Source organism: Chitinophagales bacterium (assembly GCA_013816805.1).
In the GTDB taxonomy this organism is placed as follows: Bacteria; Bacteroidota; Bacteroidia; order Chitinophagales; family UBA10324; genus MGR-bin340.
Genome location: JACDDS010000002.1, coordinates 198,308 through 219,059, shown reverse-complemented (window position 1 = coordinate 219,059; position 20,752 = coordinate 198,308). Strand labels below are relative to the sequence as shown.

At 40.7% G+C, this 20,752-nt stretch carries 21 protein-coding genes and 1 tRNA gene; 13 read left to right on the top strand and 9 right to left on the bottom strand.

The window, feature by feature from the left end; translation table 11 throughout:
* The first annotated feature begins 351 nt into the window (after positions 1-351).
* Positions 352-438, top strand: a tRNA-Ser gene (locus H0W62_02725).
* A 30-nt stretch (positions 439-468) separates the two neighbouring features.
* On the opposite strand, the gene H0W62_02720 is transcribed toward H0W62_02725, so the two are convergent.
* The 3 genes from H0W62_02720 to H0W62_02710 all read right to left on the bottom strand — a co-directional run bounded on the left by H0W62_02720 (position 469) and on the right by H0W62_02710 (position 2,327).
* Positions 469-825 (bottom strand): hypothetical protein, encoded by a 357-nt coding sequence (locus H0W62_02720; protein ID MBA3647456.1) that lies wholly within the window; start codon positions 823-825, stop codon positions 469-471.
* Complete coding sequence (locus tag H0W62_02715; GenBank protein ID MBA3647455.1) at positions 785-1,012, bottom strand: DUF4926 domain-containing protein; 228 nt, start codon at positions 1,010-1,012, stop codon at positions 785-787. Before H0W62_02715 ends, H0W62_02720 begins: the two co-directional genes overlap by 41 nt.
* A 373-nt stretch (positions 1,013-1,385) precedes the next feature.
* Positions 1,386-2,327 (bottom strand): T9SS type A sorting domain-containing protein, encoded by a 942-nt coding sequence (locus H0W62_02710; GenBank protein MBA3647454.1) that lies wholly within the window; start codon positions 2,325-2,327, stop codon positions 1,386-1,388.
* Positions 2,328-2,476: 149 nt separating this feature from the next.
* Here H0W62_02710 and H0W62_02705 point away from each other — a divergent pair, with 149 nt between their 5' ends.
* Positions 2,477-2,650 (top strand): hypothetical protein, encoded by a 174-nt coding sequence (locus tag H0W62_02705; protein ID MBA3647453.1) that lies wholly within the window; start codon positions 2,477-2,479, stop codon positions 2,648-2,650.
* A gap of 92 nt (positions 2,651-2,742) precedes the next feature.
* Here H0W62_02705 and H0W62_02700 read toward each other — a convergent pair whose 3' ends face one another.
* Genes H0W62_02700 through H0W62_02690 form a run of 3 tightly spaced genes read right to left on the bottom strand, consistent with a single transcriptional unit; the run spans position 2,743 to position 5,089 of the window.
* Positions 2,743-4,179, bottom strand: coding sequence for a PLP-dependent aminotransferase family protein (locus H0W62_02700; GenBank protein MBA3647452.1), 1,437 nt, complete (start codon positions 4,177-4,179; stop codon positions 2,743-2,745).
* Positions 4,180-4,209: 30 nt separating this feature from the next.
* On the bottom strand, positions 4,210-4,845 hold the full coding sequence (locus H0W62_02695; protein ID MBA3647451.1) for a nucleotidyl transferase AbiEii/AbiGii toxin family protein: 636 nt from the start codon (positions 4,843-4,845) through the stop codon (positions 4,210-4,212).
* Entirely contained in the window at positions 4,835-5,089 is a 255-nt protein-coding gene (locus H0W62_02690; protein MBA3647450.1) for a hypothetical protein, read from the bottom strand. The genes H0W62_02695 and H0W62_02690 overlap by 11 nt, the downstream gene beginning before the upstream one ends.
* Positions 5,090-5,214: 125 nt before the next feature.
* On the opposite strand from H0W62_02690, the gene H0W62_02685 reads away from it, so the two are divergent.
* The 6 genes from H0W62_02685 to H0W62_02660 all read left to right on the top strand — a co-directional run bounded on the left by H0W62_02685 (position 5,215) and on the right by H0W62_02660 (position 10,305).
* Complete coding sequence (locus H0W62_02685; protein MBA3647449.1) at positions 5,215-6,258, top strand: EamA family transporter; 1,044 nt, start codon at positions 5,215-5,217, stop codon at positions 6,256-6,258.
* 24 nt (positions 6,259-6,282) lie between these two features.
* Positions 6,283-7,200: a GNAT family N-acetyltransferase gene (locus H0W62_02680; GenBank protein ID MBA3647448.1), complete on the top strand. Its 918-nt coding sequence runs from the start codon at positions 6,283-6,285 to the stop codon at positions 7,198-7,200.
* Between the two features lie 86 nt (positions 7,201-7,286).
* Complete coding sequence (locus H0W62_02675) at positions 7,287-8,354, top strand: branched-chain amino acid aminotransferase (GenBank protein ID MBA3647447.1); 1,068 nt, start codon at positions 7,287-7,289, stop codon at positions 8,352-8,354.
* 160 nt (positions 8,355-8,514) lie between these two features.
* A complete protein-coding gene (locus tag H0W62_02670) occupies positions 8,515-9,231 on the top strand; it encodes a pirin family protein (protein MBA3647446.1) in 717 nt (238 codons plus the stop codon).
* A gap of 56 nt (positions 9,232-9,287) precedes the next feature.
* Positions 9,288-9,854 (top strand): YceI family protein, encoded by a 567-nt coding sequence (locus tag H0W62_02665; protein MBA3647445.1) that lies wholly within the window; start codon positions 9,288-9,290, stop codon positions 9,852-9,854.
* 58 nt (positions 9,855-9,912) lie between these two features.
* Positions 9,913-10,305 carry an OsmC family protein gene (locus H0W62_02660; GenBank protein MBA3647444.1) on the top strand — a complete coding sequence of 131 codons (393 nt, stop codon included), beginning with the start codon at positions 9,913-9,915 and terminating at the stop codon, positions 10,303-10,305.
* A 28-nt stretch (positions 10,306-10,333) separates the two neighbouring features.
* Here H0W62_02660 and H0W62_02655 read toward each other — a convergent pair whose 3' ends face one another.
* Positions 10,334-11,296 carry a S1/P1 Nuclease gene (locus tag H0W62_02655; protein ID MBA3647443.1) on the bottom strand — a complete coding sequence of 321 codons (963 nt, stop codon included), beginning with the start codon at positions 11,294-11,296 and terminating at the stop codon, positions 10,334-10,336.
* A 209-nt stretch (positions 11,297-11,505) separates the two neighbouring features.
* On the opposite strand from H0W62_02655, the gene H0W62_02650 reads away from it, so the two are divergent.
* Positions 11,506-12,660, top strand: coding sequence for an acyl-CoA dehydrogenase (locus H0W62_02650; protein ID MBA3647442.1), 1,155 nt, complete (start codon positions 11,506-11,508; stop codon positions 12,658-12,660).
* Positions 12,661-12,820: 160 nt separating this feature from the next.
* On the opposite strand, the gene radC is transcribed toward H0W62_02650, so the two are convergent.
* Complete coding sequence (gene radC / locus H0W62_02645; GenBank protein ID MBA3647441.1) at positions 12,821-13,549, bottom strand: DNA repair protein RadC; 729 nt, start codon at positions 13,547-13,549, stop codon at positions 12,821-12,823.
* Between the two features lie 67 nt (positions 13,550-13,616).
* A complete protein-coding gene (locus H0W62_02640; GenBank protein MBA3647440.1) occupies positions 13,617-14,144 on the bottom strand; it encodes a DinB family protein in 528 nt (175 codons plus the stop codon).
* A gap of 133 nt (positions 14,145-14,277) precedes the next feature.
* Between H0W62_02640 and H0W62_02635 the strand changes: the two genes are divergently transcribed.
* From H0W62_02635 to H0W62_02620, 4 genes are all read left to right on the top strand, one after another.
* A complete protein-coding gene (locus H0W62_02635) occupies positions 14,278-14,964 on the top strand; it encodes a peptidylprolyl isomerase (GenBank protein MBA3647439.1) in 687 nt (228 codons plus the stop codon).
* A 103-nt stretch (positions 14,965-15,067) separates the two neighbouring features.
* The gene (locus H0W62_02630; protein ID MBA3647438.1) at positions 15,068-15,928 is read left to right on the top strand and encodes a phosphatase PAP2 family protein; all 861 of its coding nucleotides are present in this window, start codon (positions 15,068-15,070) and stop codon (positions 15,926-15,928) included.
* A gap of 151 nt (positions 15,929-16,079) precedes the next feature.
* Positions 16,080-19,154: a TonB-dependent receptor gene (locus tag H0W62_02625; GenBank protein ID MBA3647437.1), complete on the top strand. Its 3,075-nt coding sequence runs from the start codon at positions 16,080-16,082 to the stop codon at positions 19,152-19,154.
* 32 nt (positions 19,155-19,186) lie between these two features.
* On the top strand, positions 19,187-20,524 hold the full coding sequence (locus tag H0W62_02620) for a RagB/SusD family nutrient uptake outer membrane protein (protein ID MBA3647436.1): 1,338 nt from the start codon (positions 19,187-19,189) through the stop codon (positions 20,522-20,524).
* Positions 20,525-20,752 lie beyond the last annotated feature (228 nt).

Here is a 20,752-nt window from a genome sequence, read left to right as displayed (position 1 = left end):
TTTCCTTCAAACCTTATCATTCACCACTATTCTTACCATTTAAAATCCCGCAGGTGTAACTCCATCAGCAAAACAGTCTTACAGTATTTCTCTACTGTGGTACGGACCGAGTACAAAGAACATATTAGTGTTTGATAAGAAGCGCGATTTAATTGCACATATTTAAAATTGGAGGCAAGTATGCTTCCCGTAATTTTAAGCTATTGTTTAAGTTATAAAAAGTATCAGCCATATGACACATATATATTGATAACTGGTTTCTCCGGCACTAAGTATACTTAGAAAATGGTTAGGTAAGATCATTATAATGCACAATAGACTTAAGCGCGGATCTTTTAATATTTTCGCGGTGGAGAGATGCCAGAGTGGTTGAACGGGACGGTCTCGAAAACCGTTTTACCCGCAAGGGTAACGTGGGTTCGAATCCCACTCTCTCCGCATAATTAACTACTCACTGCACCATTAATTTCACCACCTCTCTTTTTCTTTTGAAGTGATGGAAAGAAAATACATCCCTGTTTCGATGCACTCAGCATGACCTTGCAATGTGCCGCGATCAATGGTGAGTACGAGGCGGCTGCCTTGTTGCGTGGTGCGAAATTGCAGCGGCACTTCTCTTCCCAAAAAGAATTTCTTCCATTGCTCTTCTCGTTTGAAGATGCCGAAAGCAGATGAGGAGAGAAGGTGTCTGAACGACGGATGAGGGCCATTGAGATACATGGCGCGGTGTAGGTCGTGAGGTGATAGTGGTGAAATGTTGGAGAAATTGGTAATAAATTTAAAACTAATGTATTTCCCTGACGTGAAAAATTTCCTTTCTGCCAAATGTAGGGCGAATCATTTCGTGCTTTAAAGTTTTTAAGGCAATTGTATTTCCATCCGTAGAAACAAACTCTACATCGTAAGCTTCTCCGTTTTTGTAAACTGAAACTACCGTACCAACATCTCCTGCTTTCAGGTTTTCCTCCGGCAAGTCATTTATAAGAGCTACGGTTTCTAATTCGCTGATCATGCTATCAAAGTTATTTCTTTTTCGGATAAGCGATTACTAATCTTGCTATGTTAGTTCTATCCAGCACATGCCAAACCGTCTAGCATTGCAATATTTTTCCCGATGGAGTTTTGATTTCATTTGAAACGACATAAAAAATTACATACTCATTTTCGCTGATGGATTCCACTTCACAATCGGTAGCTATTTCCGTCAATTGATCATTAAGATCAGAAGCATTCTCAGTAGATAACCGAAGAATGAAAACAGCTTTGCTTTGTCTGTAGCTTTTGTTTGCGTTCCCGAAAGCAAATACTTCATCAACTTTTCATCTGCGATCAATAACTTAAACTGCTCGGTTAGTTTCATTGAGTGTAAACTAAAAAGCTTCTTCTCACTCCACCATCACCTTCACCACCTCTCTTTTTTCTATTGAAGTGATGGAAAGAAAATACATCCCGCTCGGTAATGCACCACGATCAATGGTAAGTACGGTTTGGCTACCTTGTTGCGTGGAATGAAATTGCAGAGGCGCTTCTCTTCCCAACTCATCAAACAGTTGCACGCTGAATGGCGTGAGGCAGTTGGTGAGGGTGATGGTGGTGGAGGTGGTGAAGGGATTAGGGGAGATCCTTAACTGACTTGTGTTTGCAATATTTTCTGTTTGTGTCCAAACAAAATGATCGCAATCAATAGTACTATCTCCGTAGATTTGAATTCCATTCTCAGAGAAACAATTGAGAACAGAAAGACCTTCAAAACAATCGACACCATTTATAAAACCATATGACGTTCCAATGCCTTCCATTAAAGAAATGTTCGGACAACCATCATAGAGTTCATGAAGTATAAACCGTGCGTACCAGTGATTGTTGGCATATATTGAATCGATACTGTCAACTACTGCTTCATAGTAAGCAAGGGTGGTAGTTGTATCTCCTACGGAAAGATTGAAGTCATACAATAGTGAATCACTCAATACAGGAATTCTAATGTAGATATGTTTAAATCCATCGTCCCGAAACGCTCCGGCATAATTATGATACGAAAAGAAAGAATTAAGAGTGTCTCCACCTATGGGGATAACGTAGCTGTGAATATCTGAAAACAGTTTATGGAAATTATTTCCTCCGATAATTGTGTCTCCTTCGATGCGATAAAGCCAGTTGTAATAATTATAAGCATAATCAGATCCATAAATATCGAGATGAGCGTCCGTCACGTTCCATGTTGCATTTTCCGTAGGAAAGGGAGAATACGATTGCGCAGATAGCAAGAAAGGAAAAATGAAATAACCGGTCATACAAATAAAAAAAATAGGAAAAAAGTTTTTCATCTCGTAAAACTAATTAATTACTTACTTCATTTCCATCACCTCCGAAGGAGTCTTCAGCCATCCTGCCAACCATTTCAACCCCCTTTCCACCTCTGCATCATATGGTCTTCCGAAGCTGAATCGGATACCATTTCAAATTGGACGGTTCTATGAGTAAGAACGTTTTCGGTTCAAATCCTTTATCAGCAACTAAAGAATTGGTGAAAACAATTTCACGTCCCCGCCAAAATAATTTTCCCATTCTCAAAAAAGATTTTTCTGCAGGAATGTATTTATATCGTGTTCATTTTGAAATGAAAAAGTGGATGAAGGAAAATTTGTAGTGGAATAAAGAAATGTCTTCTCTTATAGGGTCCTTCATAATTCCTACGTTATATATTTAGAGTAAGTAAGCTAACAAAAGGTTACCGTAGAATCACATCATCTCCCTCACCAATCCCCCCAACCGCTTCAGCCCCCGCTCCACCTCCGCATCATACGGTCGTCCGAAGCTGATGCGGATGCAATTTTCAAACCGCGATTGTGTAGAAAAAATTTGTCCCGGCGAAATGCTGATGTGGTATTTCATGGCGCGCTGGTACAATTCCATGGCGTCAATTTTTTTGTTCAGCTCGATCCACAATACATAGCCACCCTGAGGACGCGAGATTTTTGTGTCGTCAGAAAAAAATTGGGTGATCGCCTGGATGTACCGGAGACATTGCGTGTGCAGCGCTTTCCGCAGACGTCGCAGGTGCAGCTCATATCTTCCGTTCTGCATGAAGAAGGCAACAGCAGCCTGAGTGAGTGACGGTGTACTGATGTTGTGGATAAGCTTGAGGCGGATGATCTCGTCTTTAAATTTACCGGGGATGCACCAGCCCACGCGATAGCCCGGCGCCAGCGACTTCGACACTGAGGAGCACAGCAGCACCAATCCTTTTTTGTCGAAGCTCTTGCATGTGCGCGGTCGCTGTTTCCCGAAAAACATTTCGCCGTAGATGTCATCCTCTATCAGTGGAATGTTGTGCATCGCCAGCAGCTGCACCAGCTTCTTTTTCTTTTCATCGGGCAGGCACGAGCCAAATGGATTGTTAAAGTTGGTAACAAACAGGCACGCTTTGATTTTGAATTTCCCAATGGCTTTTGTTAAGTACTGAAGATTCACGCCATCCACTGCTCCCGAAGGAATTTCCACCACCTTCAATCCCAGTGATTGTATCATGTGGAAGATACCGAAGTAGGTTGGACTTTCTACTGCAACCGTGTCGCCGGGCTTGGTCACAGCCTTCAGGCAAAGCATGATCGCCTCCTGGCAACCCCCTGTGCTCACCACATCATCTTCATGGATGAAGCCGCCCCAGTTAAAGGCATACTTCGCAATCTGGTTTCGCAGTAATACATTGCCCTGGATATTTTCATAACCGAGACAGCTGTCTTTTGAGGCACGGATCGCCTGCACCACGGCTTTGTTCAGCTTCGCTGCCGGAAGCAATTCAAGAGCGGGAGCAGCGAGTGAAAACTTCAGAATATTTTCAGCAGAAATGTTTCTGTGAATCTCGGCGATCATCTCATCCACACTCGTCTTGCGTGCCTCATGCATGGGCATATCCTCATGCGGCACATGAGGAATTTCACGTGGCGTAAATTTTACATAGTAGCCACTCTTCTCCCGCGCCTCAATCAGCCCTTTGTTTTCCAGAATGGAATATGCCTGGAACACCGTGCTCATGCTTACGCCCTGTTCCTTACTGAGCGCGCGCACTGAAAGCAATTTGTCTCCCGACTTCAGCACATGATCATTAATCAGCCGCTCGTAGCGCTCAGCTACTTCGTGGTAGAGAAAATCTTTTTGGACAGGAAGTGTTTGCATAATTGTTAATGATTTAAATGAATGCATACCTTACCCAAACACTCTTTTCGAATGCAGCGCAGCAGTTTTAATACGCAGCTTGATTTGATCGGTTAAGAGGGGCTTGAGCAACTTCGGCTTATCAATGGTTTCATCAAGATCATCAAAGTACGTAAGCGCTTTGAGTGCCATCAATGGATTTATGTAATCATACTTCACCGAAAAAAAATGAAGCATATCATTGACTGAAAAATGTTCAAGCAAAAAATAGATATCAATAAAATCTTTTAGACGCTGACCGGATTGAATGATTGCATTTAGCTTCATAGCGGCAATATCTTCCATGGAAAGAAAGGTGATTCCGTCTTCTGCAATGGGCTCACGTACAAGAGGGTGTGGGTGTGAAATGAAATCCACTTTTACTTCATTAATGCGACTCAGCAGCGTATTCTTAATTGCCAAATCTGCCTGCAGAGAGAAATGCTGACTAAGATCTTGAGCAAGAACATTTCCAAGAAATTCATTTTCAGTAAATAGATCAAGGTCAATAGAATTTCTATGACCAAGTTGCATCGCCAATGAAGTGCCGCCGACAAGATGGTATCCTTCTAATTCAGGAAGTTCCTGTAACTGCTGTAACAGATGAAAAGTTTCAGGAGTAATAATGTGAGAACTCTTATGCAGCATGAAGCATATCGGAGTTCAAAAAGAAGCATGCAAAATCCTTGTCTCTCTTATCTAGCTGCCTTGACCAATTTACTGTCTCTAAAATCTTTTCAGGACCGTAGAACCGGAATATCTCCCTCCACTCACTTAAATCTCCCCGCTGCACTACGCGCTCAATTACAATTTTGTAAGAACGACCCCAATGAAAATTTTCATAATCATATTCCCAAAGAAGGCGGGCCGGAATCTTGGGTTTGTCATGCATAAAAGTTTGTATTTCTTTTTTTAAAGATACAAAACTACTTCTGTATTTCCACTTTTCAGTTCACATTTCTTTCAATCTGTTCTGCTCAAAATTACCAAATCTGAATCTGTTTTGTTTATAAACTTATGCTCACCTTTGTGCCGGATTTTTTCTCTGCCATGAATAGCTCTTCAAATAACAAAGCGCTCCTAGCCCTTGGAATTGTTAGTTTTTTCTGGGGAACTACCTACCTTGCATCGCGTATTGGTGCGCAGGAGATGCCTGGATTATTTCTTGCTGCGCTCCGTCAATTTATTTCAGGTACCATTTTACTTGTTTATTTCCTGGGTATAAAACGGTACTCCATTCCGGATCGAACCACACTGAAAAAGATTTTCACACAGGGATTTTTCATGCTTGTACTCGGCAATGGATTATCAACCTGGTCCGTGCAATATATCAGCAGTGGACTCGCAGCTATTATCGCTGCTTTAATTCCTCTGCTGGTAGTCTTGTTTAGTATCGTGATGCTGAAAAATGCCTCTTTTACACGAAACATAATTATCGGTTTATTAATTGGGCTGGCAGGTATCACTGCAATCTTTTATGAATACTTGAGTGACCTGCTTAATCCAGATTATGCATTTGGCCTTATTCTGAACCTTGTTGCTATTTCCTGCTGGGCATTTGGCACTGTATATACATCCAAAAATAAATTACAGATTGACGTGCTGTATGGCGTAGGCTGGCAAATGTTTCTTTCAGGATGTATTATGTTGCCTGCAAGTTTTCTGCTCGGCCAAACTTCTGACTTTACCGGAGTTCATTTAGATGGTTTTCTTTCGCTTGCATATCTAATCATCATCGGATCCCTTCTCTGTTACAGCGCCTACGTTTATTCCATTAAGCACTTGCCACCTGCCCGCGCAACCATCTATGCTTATATTAATCCCATCATTGCTGTTTTTCTTGGGTGGCTCGTGCTTGATGAGCGATTGAACCTGAACGTGGGCTTTGGGACAGCCATCACTATTGTCGGAGTTTACCTCGTAAATAATGAATTCAGAAAACAAGTAAATATAAGTTCAGGGAAGAATGTTAAAGAAAACACCAGAATACCTGAACTAATAGAAGAGAAGGGATCATTCACAACGCTACCGCTTGAAAAAGGGGAGCTGAAACGAGATTAAACTATATCTAAGTAATGAAGTGAAATGGAGACAATCAACATCTTCGAATTCGAACCCCACCTTCAGCCACATTTTGAAAGGCTGAATCGCGAGTGGATTGAAAAATATTTTGTGATGGAGCCGGTAGATGTGGAAGTGGTAACGCATCCGCAACAGCTGATCATCGATCACGGTGGTACTATTCTTTTTGCTTCATTAAATGAAGAAGTGGTAGGCACCGTGGCACTTAAAAAAGTAAATGATGATGAATATGAATTGTGCAAGATGGCGGTGAATGAGAAGGCAAGGGGCTATCACGTGGGGCTAAAATTAGGTGAGGCAGCACTGAAGAAAGCAAGAATGATGGGTGCACGAAAAGTGATTCTTTATTCACAAAGGACTTTTAACAATAGTATTGCTATCAATCTTTATTACCGCCTTGGATTTAAAGAGATTGCTCTTGAGAAAGGTGGCTACGACCGTTGCGATATTAAGATGCTTTATGATTTTGAGATTCATGATTATTGCAGGGATGTTTCGGATCGTCTTCGAAAACTCGTTACTGATTATCATGAAAAATTTAACCAGGTTCCTTTTAATGAGTGGAGCTTGAAAACAGCGCTTACCAAATGGAGTAAAAAACAAATTCTGGGTCACCTCATCGACAGTGCTTCCAATAATCACCAGCGATTTGTACGCGCACAATACACCAATAAACTTATTTCACCCAGGTATATGCAGGAAGAATGGGTAACACTTCAAAACTACCAGCATCAAAATATTGAGCAACTTATTAGCCTGTGGTTCGCTTACAACATGCAGCTTGCATGGGTAATCGAAAATATGCACTACGAAATGCTTAAAATCCCTTGCATAGTCGGGGATGAGAATCCCGTGACACTCCAGTTTTTAGTTGAAGATTATATTAGCCATTTACTGCATCATTCGTCACAAATAATATAAGATGGTATTGATTAATAATATTTGTAAGTACCTTTCTTGAACGGAATTTAATTTAACGCAGATGCTCATCCTTTAAACTACGCCGCATGAATGTTACTGAAGATATCGCTATCCGGAAAACAGCAAACTCAAAAATTGATGAAGTAGATTTTGATCATCTGGAATTTGGCAGATACACCAGCGATCACATGCTCGTTGCAGATTTTTATAATGGAGAATGGCATGCGCCTGAAATACTTCCTTTTAGTAAGCTGGAGTTAAGCCCTATTTCTCTCGCTTTGCATTACGGTCAGACAGTATTTGAAGGCATGAAGGCCTTTCGGATGCAGGATGACCAGGTAAATATTTTTCGTCCCTACAAGCATCTTGAGAGGTTTAATAAATCACTCGAACGCATGTGCATGCCAAATGTGTCTGAGGAGTTTTTTATACAGGGACTTCATTCACTCATCAACCTGGACTCACAATGGGTTCCTTATTCTGAAGGATCATCGCTTTACATACGACCCTTCATTTTTGCTTCAGAAGAAAGGTTCGGAGTAAAAGTTTCGGAAGAATATAAATACATCATCATTACCGGACCGGTTGGCCCTTACTACGCAAAACCACTTAAATTAAAGGTAGAATGTGATTTTGTGCGGGCTGCAAAAGGCGGAACCGGCTATGCCAAATGCGGAGGTAATTACGGCGGCGCATTTTATCCTACGCAGTTAGCCCGCCAGCTTGGATATGACCAGGTAATCTGGACAGATGCAACAGAGCATAAATACATTGAGGAATCAGGAACCATGAACATCATGTTTGTTATCAATAATGTTTTGGTGACACCCCAGTTATCTTCCTCTATCCTGGATGGAGTAACAAGAGACAGCATCATTACACTTGCGCAGGATTTGGGTTATGTAATTGAAGAGCGTCCTGTAAGTGTGGAAGAAGTCAAAACTTCTTTGCAGAATGGAACTATGCAGGAAGCCTTTGGCGCGGGCACAGCAGCTGTAGTGGCGCCCATCATAACTATTAATATTGAAGACGCCGATATTGATTTGCCTCTTTGGGATGAACACAGCTTTATGATAAAAGCAAAAAAGAAATTATCCGATATCCGGCATGGTTTAGAAACGGATTTTCATGAATGGAATTACATTTTAAAGTAGGCATTAACACAGGTAACCATTCATTGCTGTTTATCCGACTATTACGAAATTTTAATATTTCTCCTGATGTGATTATCATCATTATATATGTGATGCTTGTCCTCTAAGCGAACCCTGGACATCCTGAACTAAGAAATTTCTTCTTTGTTATTCAACGATCATGTCAAACACAGTTCTTTATAAAGCAAACACGCGCGGCCATGCAAACCATGGCTGGCTTGATTCTTACCACACCTTCAGCTTTGCAGGTTATAATGATCCTGGACGAATGCACTTTGGGGCATTACGGGTTTTCAATGACGATAAGGTAACAGGCGGAATGGGTTTCGGAGAACACTCACATAATAATATGGAGATTGTTTCCATTCCTCTCAAAGGTGCTTTGGAACATAAAGACAACACCGGCCGGCATAAAATAATTAAAACAGGTGATGTGCAGATAATGAGCGCAGGAACCGGAATTGCACATTCTGAATATAATGCATCGAAAACGGATGAAGTAAACTTCCTCCAAATTTGGATAATGCCTAAAGCAAGAAATATTCCACCACGCTATGATCAGAAATCATTCGATCTGAATGATCTGCAAAATAATATAGTGACAGTAGTAGAGCCTGCACAAAATACAAGTGCTGTATGGATTAACCAGGACGCATGGTTTTCTCTTGGAAATTTCAGTGCTGGTTTTAAAACAACTTATACGGTTAAGAAGACGGGAAATGGAATTTTTTTATTTATGCTGGAAGGAGACTTTGTAATAGACGAGGAAAGGCTTAGTAGACGAGATTCATTTGGAGTATGGGATACTGAAGCAGTTACACTGGAAGCATCCACTGATGCAAGCGTACTTGTGATCGATGTGCCTATGTTATTCTGAACTTTTCTTTGAGGCTTTCAGTTTTGAATTTTCATCTTACTTAATAAGTCTTCATTATGGAAACTAACACCAAAACTCAATCCATCATTATATGGAATGTTGATCCTTCACACTCTCACATCACATTCAAAGTACGTCATATGATGATCTCTTATGTAAATGGTGAGATTAAAGAATACGATCTGAAAGTTGAAACAACAGGTGAAGATTTTTCTTCAGCTAAGATTTCATTTTCAGCGAATCCTGATTCTATTACTACTGGCAGTGAACAACGGGATGGTCATTTGCTATCAGATGATTTCTTTAACACTGAAAAATTTCCAGCAATGACTTTCAAGGGTAACTCACTTATGCATGTTGGAGATGACCATTGGACTCTTCAGGGAGATATTACTATTCGTGATGTAACCCAGCCTATTTCTCTGCAAGCAAACTATATGGGAAAGATGGATGATCCCTGGGGCAACACCCGTGTTGGTTTTGAAGTGAATGGTAAAATAAATCGCAAAGAGTTTGGATTAAAGTGGGATGTAGTAACAGAGGCAGGCGGCATTGTAGTGAGTGATGAAGTCCGCATCCACTGTAACCTGGAATTTATAAGAGAGAAAACAGCGAACAGTTAAGTCGCAAAGATTTTAAGGACAAGCACACTCAGGCTTATTAATTAGCAAAGATTATCTAATGGCAACTGTGATTGCTCACATAAAAAATGATCACTATAAAACAGCAATCTCAGCTGCGAAAAACAGCTTAATTGCGGACGAGCCTATAAGCCTTGGTGGAAAGGAAGAAGGTTTTTCACCTACTGAATTATTGCTGGCAGGATTGGGCGCCTGCACTTCCATAACATTACGAATGTATGCAGACCGGAAATCATGGAAGCTCACGGAGGTGAAAGTGAGCTTATCTCTTCATACAGATAAAGAAAAAAACATAACCAATATAATACGGAACGTAGAGCTGACTGGAGACCTGTCAGAAGAGGAAAAGCAAAAACTCCTAGCCATAGCGAACAAGTGCCCCTTGCACCAGGTGCTTACGAACCCAATTAATATTGAGACTTCATTAGTTTAGAGAATGCTTTCTTGATATTTAGAGCTGACTATTGTTCAGGTCTTCCATAGATTTTGCCATCACGCCATGCCTTGTCCATTGCTTCCAATTCCTGTTGCTCCTGGGGAGTGGGCGGGAGATCTTTTAAATTACCCAGATCAGGTTTCCCCGCATTTACCCACGCTGTAAACCAAAAACTTCCCACGGCAATAATGGCATCTCTCATTTTTCTCTCTTCCATATTGTTGAGCATTTTCTGATAGGCTGCTGCGTATTCCCGTGAATAGCCACGCATGGTAAGCTCGCCGCGCTGCGTAAAGGAATATTTTTGGTCTGCAGGAAAAGTATTGCTGAGGGTTCTTTCCATGCTTAACACGGAGTCAACTTCTGATGCACTTTTAAGTATCATTTGCCAGGCATAGTCTGTAGTATTGGTAATATAGGTGGCCTTGCCCACAAAATAATCGTAATTATCACCGAATAATTCAGGTACCCGTGATTCCCAGAAACCATGTATTCCCTTTTGATTAGTCATCTGCCCATCATAATTTTCTGTGCAGTGAAGCGGAACATTTGAATCGGCGATATAATGTCCGATCTCGGCTGACAATTTTAGAATCCTGTTCTTATCTTTCTCCCGAAAGGCATCCGTAAGCCGGTAAAGCATCAGCTGTATATACCATGGCACTATTCCATAGGCATTCAGAGAATCTTCCCCATATTTAGCAACTGCTTCATCCCATCTTCTCGGCAAATCTGGATAGGGATATTTTCCGTAATGATCGATGTCAATATAATGATGGGGAGCTTCAGCAGGATTGATGTATCTTCTTTTATCCGGATCTACAGCATGTGCGGTGATGTATTCAATATTTGCTTTGTAAAGAGAAACCATCTGGGGTGGGAGTGTAAACACCGCAATATGATTAATACGCTGATGTGCCCAAAAACCCCAGCTGTAAACGATGGTGGTTATCCCCACAAGAAATGGGATAACAATAAAAGACAACAGGATTTTCTTTTTCAACGTAATGAAATTAAAAGCAAAAATTAATTAAAGCATTTTGCATTTTAAAATATTTATACGGCTGTGAAGATATTTTAATGCATGGCTCTGTTCTTGGCGGAATAATATTGCAATATTGTATTCTATCGATCTCTGCGAAAACTGATTCTAAACCATTAAAGATTTCTATTTTTATCCCGATCAAAATAAATGAGATGAATTTTCAACTGACGGAAGAGCACCTGATGATTCAAAAAGCCGCCCGCGACTTCACCCGGAATGAATTAATGCCAGGTGTGATCGAGCGTGATGATCAGCAGAAGTTTCCGAAAGAGCAGATGAAAAAGCTTGCTGAATTAGGATTTCTCGGAATGATGGTTCCCGTTGAATACGGGGGCAGCGGTTTGGATACATTATCTTATGTTCTGGCAATGGAGGAAGTTTCTAAAGTAGACGCCTCTTCATCTGTTTGCATGTCCGTTAATAATTCCCTGGTATGCTGGGGCCTTGAGGCTTACGGTAGTGAAGAGCAAAAACAAAAATATCTTATTCCCCTTGCCAAAGGCATGCAGGATGGAAACCTGTATATAGGTGCATTTTGCTTATCAGAGCCCGAGGCAGGAAGCGATGCTACTTCTCAGCGAACGACAGCAATTGACAAGGGTGATTATTATCTGATGAACGGAACAAAAAATTGGATCACTAATGGCAACACCGCTTCTGTATACCTGGTGATGGCGCAGACAGATGTGGCCAAAGGAAGCCGTGGCATCAATGCTTTTATTGTAGAAAAAAACTGGGGAGGAGTATCAGTGGGGGCTAAAGAAAATAAGCTTGGCATTCGGGGAAGTGATACTCACAGTATCATGTTTCAGGATGTGAAGGTACCTAAAGAGAACAGGATTGGAGAGGATGGATTCGGTTTTAAGTTTGCGATGAAGACATTAGCAGGAGGAAGAATTGGTATTGCATCGCAGGCTTTAGGAATTGCTTCAGGCGCTTTTGAATTAGCGCTTGCCTATTCCAAAGAACGTAAAGCATTTGGTAAGGAGATTTCAAATCACCAGGCAATTCAGTTTAAGCTGGCTGATATGGCAACCGAGATAGAAGCAGCGCGTTTGCTGGTATGGAAAGCCGCCTGGGAAAAAGATCAGCATCTGGATTATGCTTTAAGCGGCTCTATAGCAAAGGTTTTTGCGTCTGAAGTTGCCATGAAAACTACGGTGGAAGCGGTGCAGATCCATGGAGGTTATGGATATGTGAAAGATTATCATGTGGAGCGATTAATGCGCGATGCCAAGATCACTCAAATATATGAGGGTACGAGCGAAGTGCAGCGCATTGTGATATCGCGGTCCATTCTAAAATAGTTTGGATATGTACGTCGATAGAGGAAAGTAAATACATGGCAACTGGTGTTCTATCGTCATGCTGAATTTATTTCAGCATCCTACCCATCAATGTTGTTTTTTTTAAAAAATTATATTTAACCGGCATCTCTATTTGGAAATCACTCACCGTATTCGCAATTCATAACATACCTTCATCTGCAAAGCTGTAGTATTTATTATCACCTATAATAAGGTGGTCGAGAATAGAAATCTCCAGCACTGTACCTGCTTGTTTTACTTTTTTGGTAAGCTCAATGTCGGTGGAGCTTGGCTTTAAATTTCCTGAGGGATGATTATGGCATAGAACAATAGATACGGCCTGCGATTTTATTGCATGGTTAAAGATCAATCTAACATCGGCAACTGTTCCTGTAAGTCCGCCCGTGCTGATATTAATTTTTTCCATCACTTTATTCGCACGGTTCAATAGCAATATCCAAAATTCCTCATGGTTTTTATCGGCAAGATTACCGTATAAGATTTCGAAAGCATCGCGGCTTGAACCTATTTTCTCCTTTTCCTTTACTTCAGCAAACTGCTTTCTTCGTCCAAGCTCCAAAGCCGCTACTATAGTAATTGCTTTTGTTTCACCCAGACCATCAATACCAATATTTAAAATGTCTTTTACAGAAAGTTTTGCAAGCTCGTTTAAATCATTTTGAACGGAATGCATCAGCGCCTTCGCCACCTCGACTGCATTTTTTTCTTTTGTTCCGGTTCGTACCAGAATGGCGATCAATTCAGATTCACTCAGAGTATGCTTCCCTTTTAACAGTAATTTTTCTCTGGGCCTGTCTTCTTCTGCCCAGCTTTTAATGCCGGTTGGTTCCGGATAATTTTTCGCTGGCACTGGTTCGGATTCCTGCATGGTGAAAAATGATTTATTAAACTGCCGACAATATGACTTCCTATAGAGGTTACAGGATGGTTTAGGATTACTGTTTTTTTAACCGGTCGATCTGTGTTAAATGATGATCAAAATGATCTTTAAAAAATTCCAGCATGTGCAGCAGGTTCATTCTCCCGGCTAACGGATGATAGTAAACCTCCCGCTCAATTAAAGTTTCAGGCATTGAATGAATAAGCTCACTTAACCGGATTCGGGTTTCATTCCAACTATCAACCATTTTATGGTAATTAACTTCTTCAGGCATATCTCCAAGTAGTTTTGGCGCTTTAAGCTTGTACCCTGAACGAAGTACCGTCTTTACCAGCATGGATCTAAATGCTGCAGGTACTCCTGTTTTTTTTATGCTATCACCGCCCAACATCTTTTTTTGAACGTAATTAATGGATATAGATTCTGAAGAGTTGAGGTGATAAAAAACCTGTGCAATACACCATTTATCAGGTGCAGGTTTTGTATGAAAAATTCCTTTATCTTCTTTTTCAAGCTCTGCTAATAATTTTTGGCGTGACGTTTCCAATTGCTCCATTTTTTTTAACAGCAACTTTTTTTTCATCCAAATAATTTTTAGAAAGATAACAGGAAAAATTTTGTATTGTTGAGTTTAGATACACATAAACAAAACGATAAACAGCTAATATTAAAGTTAATATAATCCAGCCTAAATTCATAATATGAAAAAATTTAAAATGTATCTTTTACCTGAAAAATTTCCCGTTCAAACAAAAATTTTACTCCTTCTTCCTGCACTTTTATTTCTTTCTTTTAAGCCCAAGGAAAAGCGATATACTGTTGAGATTAAAACCGATTTCGGAATAATGAAAGTGATGCTGTATAATGAAACTCCAAAAACCCGTGATAACTTTCTAAAGCTGGTAAATCAGCACTTTTACGACAGCACGCTTTTTCACCGTGTAATCAAAGATTTTATGATCCAGGGCGGAGACCCGGATTCAAAGCATGCTCCTTCCGGAATGATGCTTGGGAATGGTGATTTGGAATATACTGTGCCCGCGGAATTTAATCCTGCAATTATCCATAAGAAAGGAGTGATTGCAATGGCACGTGATGAGAATCCACAAAAGGCATCAAGCGGGTGCCAGTTTTATATTGTGCAGGGAAAAAAGATAACAGATGAGGAACTGGAAGCGATTGAGCAGCATAATGGCATTAAGTATACGGCAGAACAAACAGAAACATATAAAACTTCAGGCGGTACTCCGCGTCTGGATCAGAATTATACGGTCTTTGGAGAACTCTACGAAGGATGGAATGTACTTGATAGTATTGCTGGTATTAAAACAGATGGAAATGATCGGCCATTGCAGGATTTAAGAATGCATATTAAAGAAGGTAAGAAAATTAAAATAAAATAAAGCAGTTCCGGATTTTAATCTAACTCAATATCAGTAACTAAATTTTTTTGATGGTGTTACGAAATGGTTAAATTGCACATATTCATCAATAAATTTTATAGTCGTGCACTCATATTATAAGACTGCAATTGCTTTTTGTCTTGGCCTGCAATTGACGGGTTTTAATGTTTCATTTGCTCAGCAAATTCAGGTACCAATTAAAAATTACAGGGTATCTATTCCGAACCTGTATCACCTTGATCCGGTAAAAGATGGATTAACTACCGCTGCTGGCATAACGCTGATCATTGCAGGCAATCTTATAGGTAACACAAAAACACATCTTACAAAAGCAGATTTGAACGATCCAGAGGCATTTAAGAGAATACCTTCCTTTGATGTAAGAGCCACCCATCAGGATAATAAAACTTTTTTAGCTGCAAGCAATGTTTTATTGTACACTGCAATGGCGCTTCCTTTTACCTCGTTTATCGATCTGAGGGTTAAGGGCCATGCAGAAACCATTATCGCCATGTATTTTGAAACACTTTCCATAAGTACCGGTCTCTATTCTATTGCCGCGGGCTCTATCACCCGTCGCCGTCCGCTTACATACAACCCCGATTTTTCTGATACGGTCCGGTTAGGTAAAAAGGGCAAAAACGTTCAGAATTCTTTTTTCAGCGGTCACGTTACCAGTGCCGCAGCTGCCACTTTCTTTGGGGCGAAGGTGTTTACAGATTTCCGGCCATTTTCCAAGCTGGTTCCCTTGGTATGGACCGCCGCGGCAAGTGTTCCCCTTTTTGTTGCTGTGGCCCGCTACAAGGCAGGCAAGCATTTTCCCAGTGATGTAATTACAGGTTATATTGTAGGCAGCACTGTAGGTTTGCTTGTTCCAACACTTCATAAAGTAAGTAATGAGCGAATTGTTTTATCACCTATTATCGGAGATGAAAAGGGTGTAAGCCTGGTATACACATTCTGAGTTACCCTTCTTTCTTTATACTATTAAGTTTTCTCACCACATTTATTTATTGTAGCCATAATAGCAAGAGTAACTATTGCTATTTAAAATATTATTCTGAATTATTCTTTCGTTCCTTTTCCTTATTTTTATGATAAACCAAACCCCTGAGATGAAAAAAGTTATACTCCTTCCAAGCGTAATGCTTTTTTGTATAAACCTTTTTGCCCAAAGCAGAATTATTTCCGGAACAGTTACTGATAAGAATAGCCATGATAGATTAATTGGAGTTACCGTAATTTTAAAAGGGACACAAACAGCCTCCACCACGGATGAACAGGGTCAATACACGCTTGCAATTCCGGAGGCGGGAGGAACATTGGTATTTTCCTATATAGGATACAAAGCGTTCACTTCAGAGGTGACTGATCAATCAATATTTGATGTGGGAATGGATCAGGGTCAGCAGGTGCTCGATGAAGTTTTGGTAGTAGGTTATGGTACGCAGATTAAATCGCAGGTTACCGGAAGTATAACGGTTGTAGGTTCTGATCAGATAGAAAATACGCCAGTTACCTCTGTAGAGCAAACCTTGCAGGGCAAAGCTGCAGGTGTATTTGTAGAAACTAATAATGGTAAGGTGGGAAGTGCGATCCGTGTAAGAGTAAGAGGCTCCACTTCCATAAAGGCAGGTAATGAACCTTTATATGTGGTGGATGGTGTACCAATCAATACAGCTCCGGTGAACGATCAGGTAAATCTTAATCTCAACCCGCTTAATGATATTAATTTCAATGAGATCGCTTCTGTAAGTGTTCTTAAAGACGCTTCCGCCTCTGCCATCTATGGTTCACGGGGTGCAAATGGTGTAGTCTTGATAACTACCAAGAGGGGAAAAGAAGGCAAGCCAAAAATTAATTTCGATCTTCAAACCGGATGGAGCAAGCCTACCCACTTGCGTGAGTTTTTAAATTCCCAGCAGTATATAAGTTTCTTTGAAGATGCAGCCGTTCGTGGTGGTAAATATGCTTACCTGACCGGCAGAGGTAACTATGGTTCTGAACAGGAAGCAATAGATCACTACACTACTACTGTTCATGATCAGTTCACCCAGCTCTCAGGCTGGGCAGACTGGACTAAAAATGAAGTTAATACGGATTGGCAATCATATGCTTTTCAAAAAGCAATGTCCACCTCTGCAAACCTTACCATATCAGGAGGCACCGATAAGCTTCAGTATCTGGTAGGTACCGGCTACTCTCAGCAGGATGGCATCCTTATAAATAATTCAATGAGCCGTGCAAACGGTATTATAAACCTCGACAGTAAAATCAGTGAAAAATTTAAATATGGTATTTCCCTGAATTTTAGTCGTAGCGTAAACCATGATATTCCGAATGACGATTATTTTTCGAACCCGGTACAAATAGTGGCTGCCTCACCCATTAGCCCCCTTAGGGATTTAAATGGAGAGTACTCCGTTGAGCCAGTTACCACCTATTCCAATCCGCTTATAGAAGCAAAATATACTACAGCACATATTTACACTTTTCGCACTATTGGTAATGTGTTTGCTGAAGTTACTCCTATTCGCGATTTTACTCTACGTGGTGAAGCAGGCGGCGATATTACGAACCTTGCACAGGACCGTTTTTCCGGCAGTAAATCGAATACAGGTTTTGGCATTGGCGGTTACGGCGAAGTCTATAATGCCCGCGTAGAAAATTACGATACAAAGCTGTTGCTGAAGTACAACCATGAATTTCAGGAACGCCATAATGTGGATGCCACAGTAGGTTTTGAATACCAGCCTTTTGTTAATTTGTATAGTGAGCTGGACGGTCAGGGTTTTCCGAATGATCAATTAAAGACCCTCGCCAGCGTTTCAGAAATTGTCTATGGAACAAGCAACCTGGAGCAATATCGGTTCCTGTCTTATTTCGCACGTGCTAATTATAATTATGAGGAAAAATACCTGCTTTCTTTAACTGCACGCATTGATGGCTCGTCCCGTTTTGGACAGGACCACCGTTACGGATTATTTCCTTCAGGCTCTATAGGATGGATAATCAGTAAAGAGTCGTTTTTGGCAAACAATCCCATACTGAGCTTTCTGAAATTACGCGCCAGCTATGGGGTTACAGGCAATGCGGAAATAGGCAACTTCAACTTTCTTGGCTTGTATGGAGTATCTACCTATAATGCAAGCGCAGGATTGTACCCTTCCACATTAGCTAACCCCGATCTTACCTGGGAAAAGACGGCACAGTTTGACGGCGGGCTTGATTTTGGAATTTTAAATGATAGGATTAACGGAGTAGTGGATTACTACATCAAAAATACTTCGGATCTATTGCTGGATGTTCCTATACCTTCTACCACAGGTTTTCTTACACAAACAAGAAATGTAGGAAAGATGCAAAACAAGGGTTTTGAATTCGAAGTAAATGGTGATATTCTTGTGAAAAATTTCAAATGGAATGCCAGCTTAAATTTTGCTGCTAATAAAAACAAAGTGGTTGCATTAGAACAGGGTCAGAGTTTGATTGACGATGCAGGAGCTTCGGGATTGAATGTAGTGAAGGTAGGTGAGCCATTAGGTGTCTTTTATGGTCCTGAATATGCAGGAGTGGACCCTGCAAATGGTGATGCATTGTTTTATGTGAATGGGCCGGAAGATGACCGCGCAACCACCAACGATTTTAATCTCGCAAATTTTGTAGTAATTGGAAACCCGAATCCAAAATTTATAGCCGGATTCACCAACAGTTTTTCCTTTAAAAATTTTTCACTGGATATTTCACTCCAAAGTGTATATGGCAATGATATTAACCTTAATGGTGATCATTGGATGAACTCCAATGGCGGATTTTGGGATAACCAAATAGTAAAAGCACTCAACTCCTGGAAGAATCCGGGAGATATAACCGATGTACCTGAATCTCGTTATGGCTTTGATAATGGAGATCAATTCCGGTCCAGCCGTTACGTTACCAGCGGATCCTATCTTCGTGTTAAAACCATTACGCTTGGATATAATATCCCGGTAAAAATTCTGCAGAAAATTAAAATCAGTCAATTAAGGGTATATGCATCTGCTTATAACCTTTTTACAATCACCAACTATGATGGATGGGATCCTGAAGTAAGTACGGACTTCTTTGCTGACAACATAAATGTGGGAATAGATTTTTATAGTGCACCACAACCGAAAACGATAGTGTTCGGAATCAGTCTTGGATTTTAGTCATTACCAACCTTATAAAAACAACAAATTTTATGGAAAAGAAAATAAACATCAGTTGTTTCATTTTAGGGCTTTTACTGCTTAACGCCTGCACTAAAAAGCTTGACCTTCAACCCGCACAGAATATCAGCAATGAATCAGCCTTAACCAGTGATGCAAGCGTAAAGCAGGTGCTGGTAGGTGCTTATGATTATTTTTCGGCATCCAGGTTATATGGAGGTCAGGTTTTGCGCAATGCAGAATTATTCGCAGGGGAAGGCGAATATACCTGGACCGGAACCTTTGAGGGCCCCCTCGAAATTTTTAATCGGCAAATACTCACTGTAAATGACGATGTAACGGCCTACTGGGAAGATGCCTATATCACCATAAACATCTGCAATAATATTCTCTCAGCCTTATCGGTAGTTACAGAAGAAGACAGGCCAAGGATAGAAGGGGAAGCAAAATTTCTCCGCGCATACATATATTTTGACTTAACCCGCTTTTTCGGCCAGCAATATGAAACAGGTCTTACAAATGATCAGTTAGCTGTTCCCTTAGTGCTGCAGCCTACGGTTAGTGCTACAGATAATATAGGTGTATCGAGAAATACAGTTGAAGAATGCTATGCACAGGTTATAGCCGATCTCAATGATGCTGAAAGCTTATTACCGGAAACGAATGGCATTTATGCAAATAAATATGCTGCAGCAGCTATTCTGTCAAGAGTGTATCTGCAGAAAGCAGATTATACAAATGCCCGTGATGCCGCTGACAGAGTTATCTCATCGGGACATTTCGCTTTGGTAAGTAACTATGCTGATGAATTTGCTACAGATGATAATACCACCGAAGATATATTTGCCATTCAGTTATCAGCGCAGGATGGTTCTAATGCTCTGAATGAATTTTTTTCAACAAATCAGTATGGTGGCAGGGGCGATATACAAATTACTACGGCATTTTATAATTTATACAGTGCCGATGATGAACGCAGGTCACTATATTACAAGCTGGCTGGAAAATATCGTACCGCTAAGTTCAATAATCAATTCGGAAATATTTCGCTGATTCGTCTTGCAGAAATGTATCTGGTTAGATCTGAATGTAACGAGCGGCTCAGTACAGCCACGGGTGCGGCCCCGGTTGATGATTATAATGTAGTCCATACACGGGCGGGGTTAGCTCCAGCCATTTCGGTAACGCTTGACGATATTTTATTTGAGCGGAGTTTAGAGCTGGCACATGAGGGATTTAAATTATTCGAAGTAAAGCGGCTCCACCAAAATGTCGGAGCCATGCCTTATAATGATCCGAAACTGGTATTCCCAATTCCGGAAAGGGAAATAGAGGTAAATCCAAACCTGGTGCAAAACCCCGGATATTGAATATCCAATAACAGACTCGTCACATCACTTTTAACGCTGTAATGTGAGCTTGTCGAAACATGTGCATGGCAATTGCCCTAAAGCCATTTAAAAATAATAAAGAACGATAAATCACTTTCGGGCCAACGCACCTCCTTATATAAGCTCAGGATGACATTTGTTTCAAAACAAAGCCAGAAAGTATTATCATAATGAACAGTTAGGGCAAGATAATTTCAACGAATAGTT

Excerpts from the sequence above, each read along its gene's own strand:
- H0W62_02715 (MBA3647455.1), bottom strand. The coding sequence starts at position 1,012 with ATGATCAGCGAATTAGAAACCGTAGCTCTTATAAATGACTTGCCGGAG.
- H0W62_02710 (MBA3647454.1), bottom strand. The coding sequence starts at position 2,327 with ATGAAAAACTTTTTTCCTATTTTTTTTATTTGTATGACCGGTTATTTC.
- H0W62_02705 (MBA3647453.1), top strand. The coding sequence starts at position 2,477 with ATGAGTAAGAACGTTTTCGGTTCAAATCCTTTATCAGCAACTAAAGAA.
- H0W62_02700 (MBA3647452.1), bottom strand. The coding sequence starts at position 4,179 with ATGCAAACACTTCCTGTCCAAAAAGATTTTCTCTACCACGAAGTAGCT.
- H0W62_02695 (MBA3647451.1), bottom strand. The coding sequence starts at position 4,845 with ATGCTGCATAAGAGTTCTCACATTATTACTCCTGAAACTTTTCATCTG.
- H0W62_02690 (MBA3647450.1), bottom strand. The coding sequence starts at position 5,089 with ATGCATGACAAACCCAAGATTCCGGCCCGCCTTCTTTGGGAATATGAT.
- H0W62_02685 (MBA3647449.1), top strand. The coding sequence starts at position 5,215 with ATGCTCACCTTTGTGCCGGATTTTTTCTCTGCCATGAATAGCTCTTCA.
- H0W62_02680 (MBA3647448.1), top strand. The coding sequence starts at position 6,283 with ATGGAGACAATCAACATCTTCGAATTCGAACCCCACCTTCAGCCACAT.
- H0W62_02675 (MBA3647447.1), top strand. The coding sequence starts at position 7,287 with ATGAATGTTACTGAAGATATCGCTATCCGGAAAACAGCAAACTCAAAA.
- H0W62_02670 (MBA3647446.1), top strand. The coding sequence starts at position 8,515 with ATGTCAAACACAGTTCTTTATAAAGCAAACACGCGCGGCCATGCAAAC.
- H0W62_02665 (MBA3647445.1), top strand. The coding sequence starts at position 9,288 with ATGGAAACTAACACCAAAACTCAATCCATCATTATATGGAATGTTGAT.
- H0W62_02660 (MBA3647444.1), top strand. The coding sequence starts at position 9,913 with ATGGCAACTGTGATTGCTCACATAAAAAATGATCACTATAAAACAGCA.
- H0W62_02650 (MBA3647442.1), top strand. The coding sequence starts at position 11,506 with ATGAATTTTCAACTGACGGAAGAGCACCTGATGATTCAAAAAGCCGCC.
- radC (MBA3647441.1), bottom strand. The coding sequence starts at position 13,549 with ATGCAGGAATCCGAACCAGTGCCAGCGAAAAATTATCCGGAACCAACC.
- H0W62_02640 (MBA3647440.1), bottom strand. The coding sequence starts at position 14,144 with ATGAAAAAAAAGTTGCTGTTAAAAAAAATGGAGCAATTGGAAACGTCA.
- H0W62_02635 (MBA3647439.1), top strand. The coding sequence starts at position 14,278 with ATGTATCTTTTACCTGAAAAATTTCCCGTTCAAACAAAAATTTTACTC.
- H0W62_02625 (MBA3647437.1), top strand. The coding sequence starts at position 16,080 with ATGAAAAAAGTTATACTCCTTCCAAGCGTAATGCTTTTTTGTATAAAC.
- H0W62_02620 (MBA3647436.1), top strand. The coding sequence starts at position 19,187 with ATGGAAAAGAAAATAAACATCAGTTGTTTCATTTTAGGGCTTTTACTG.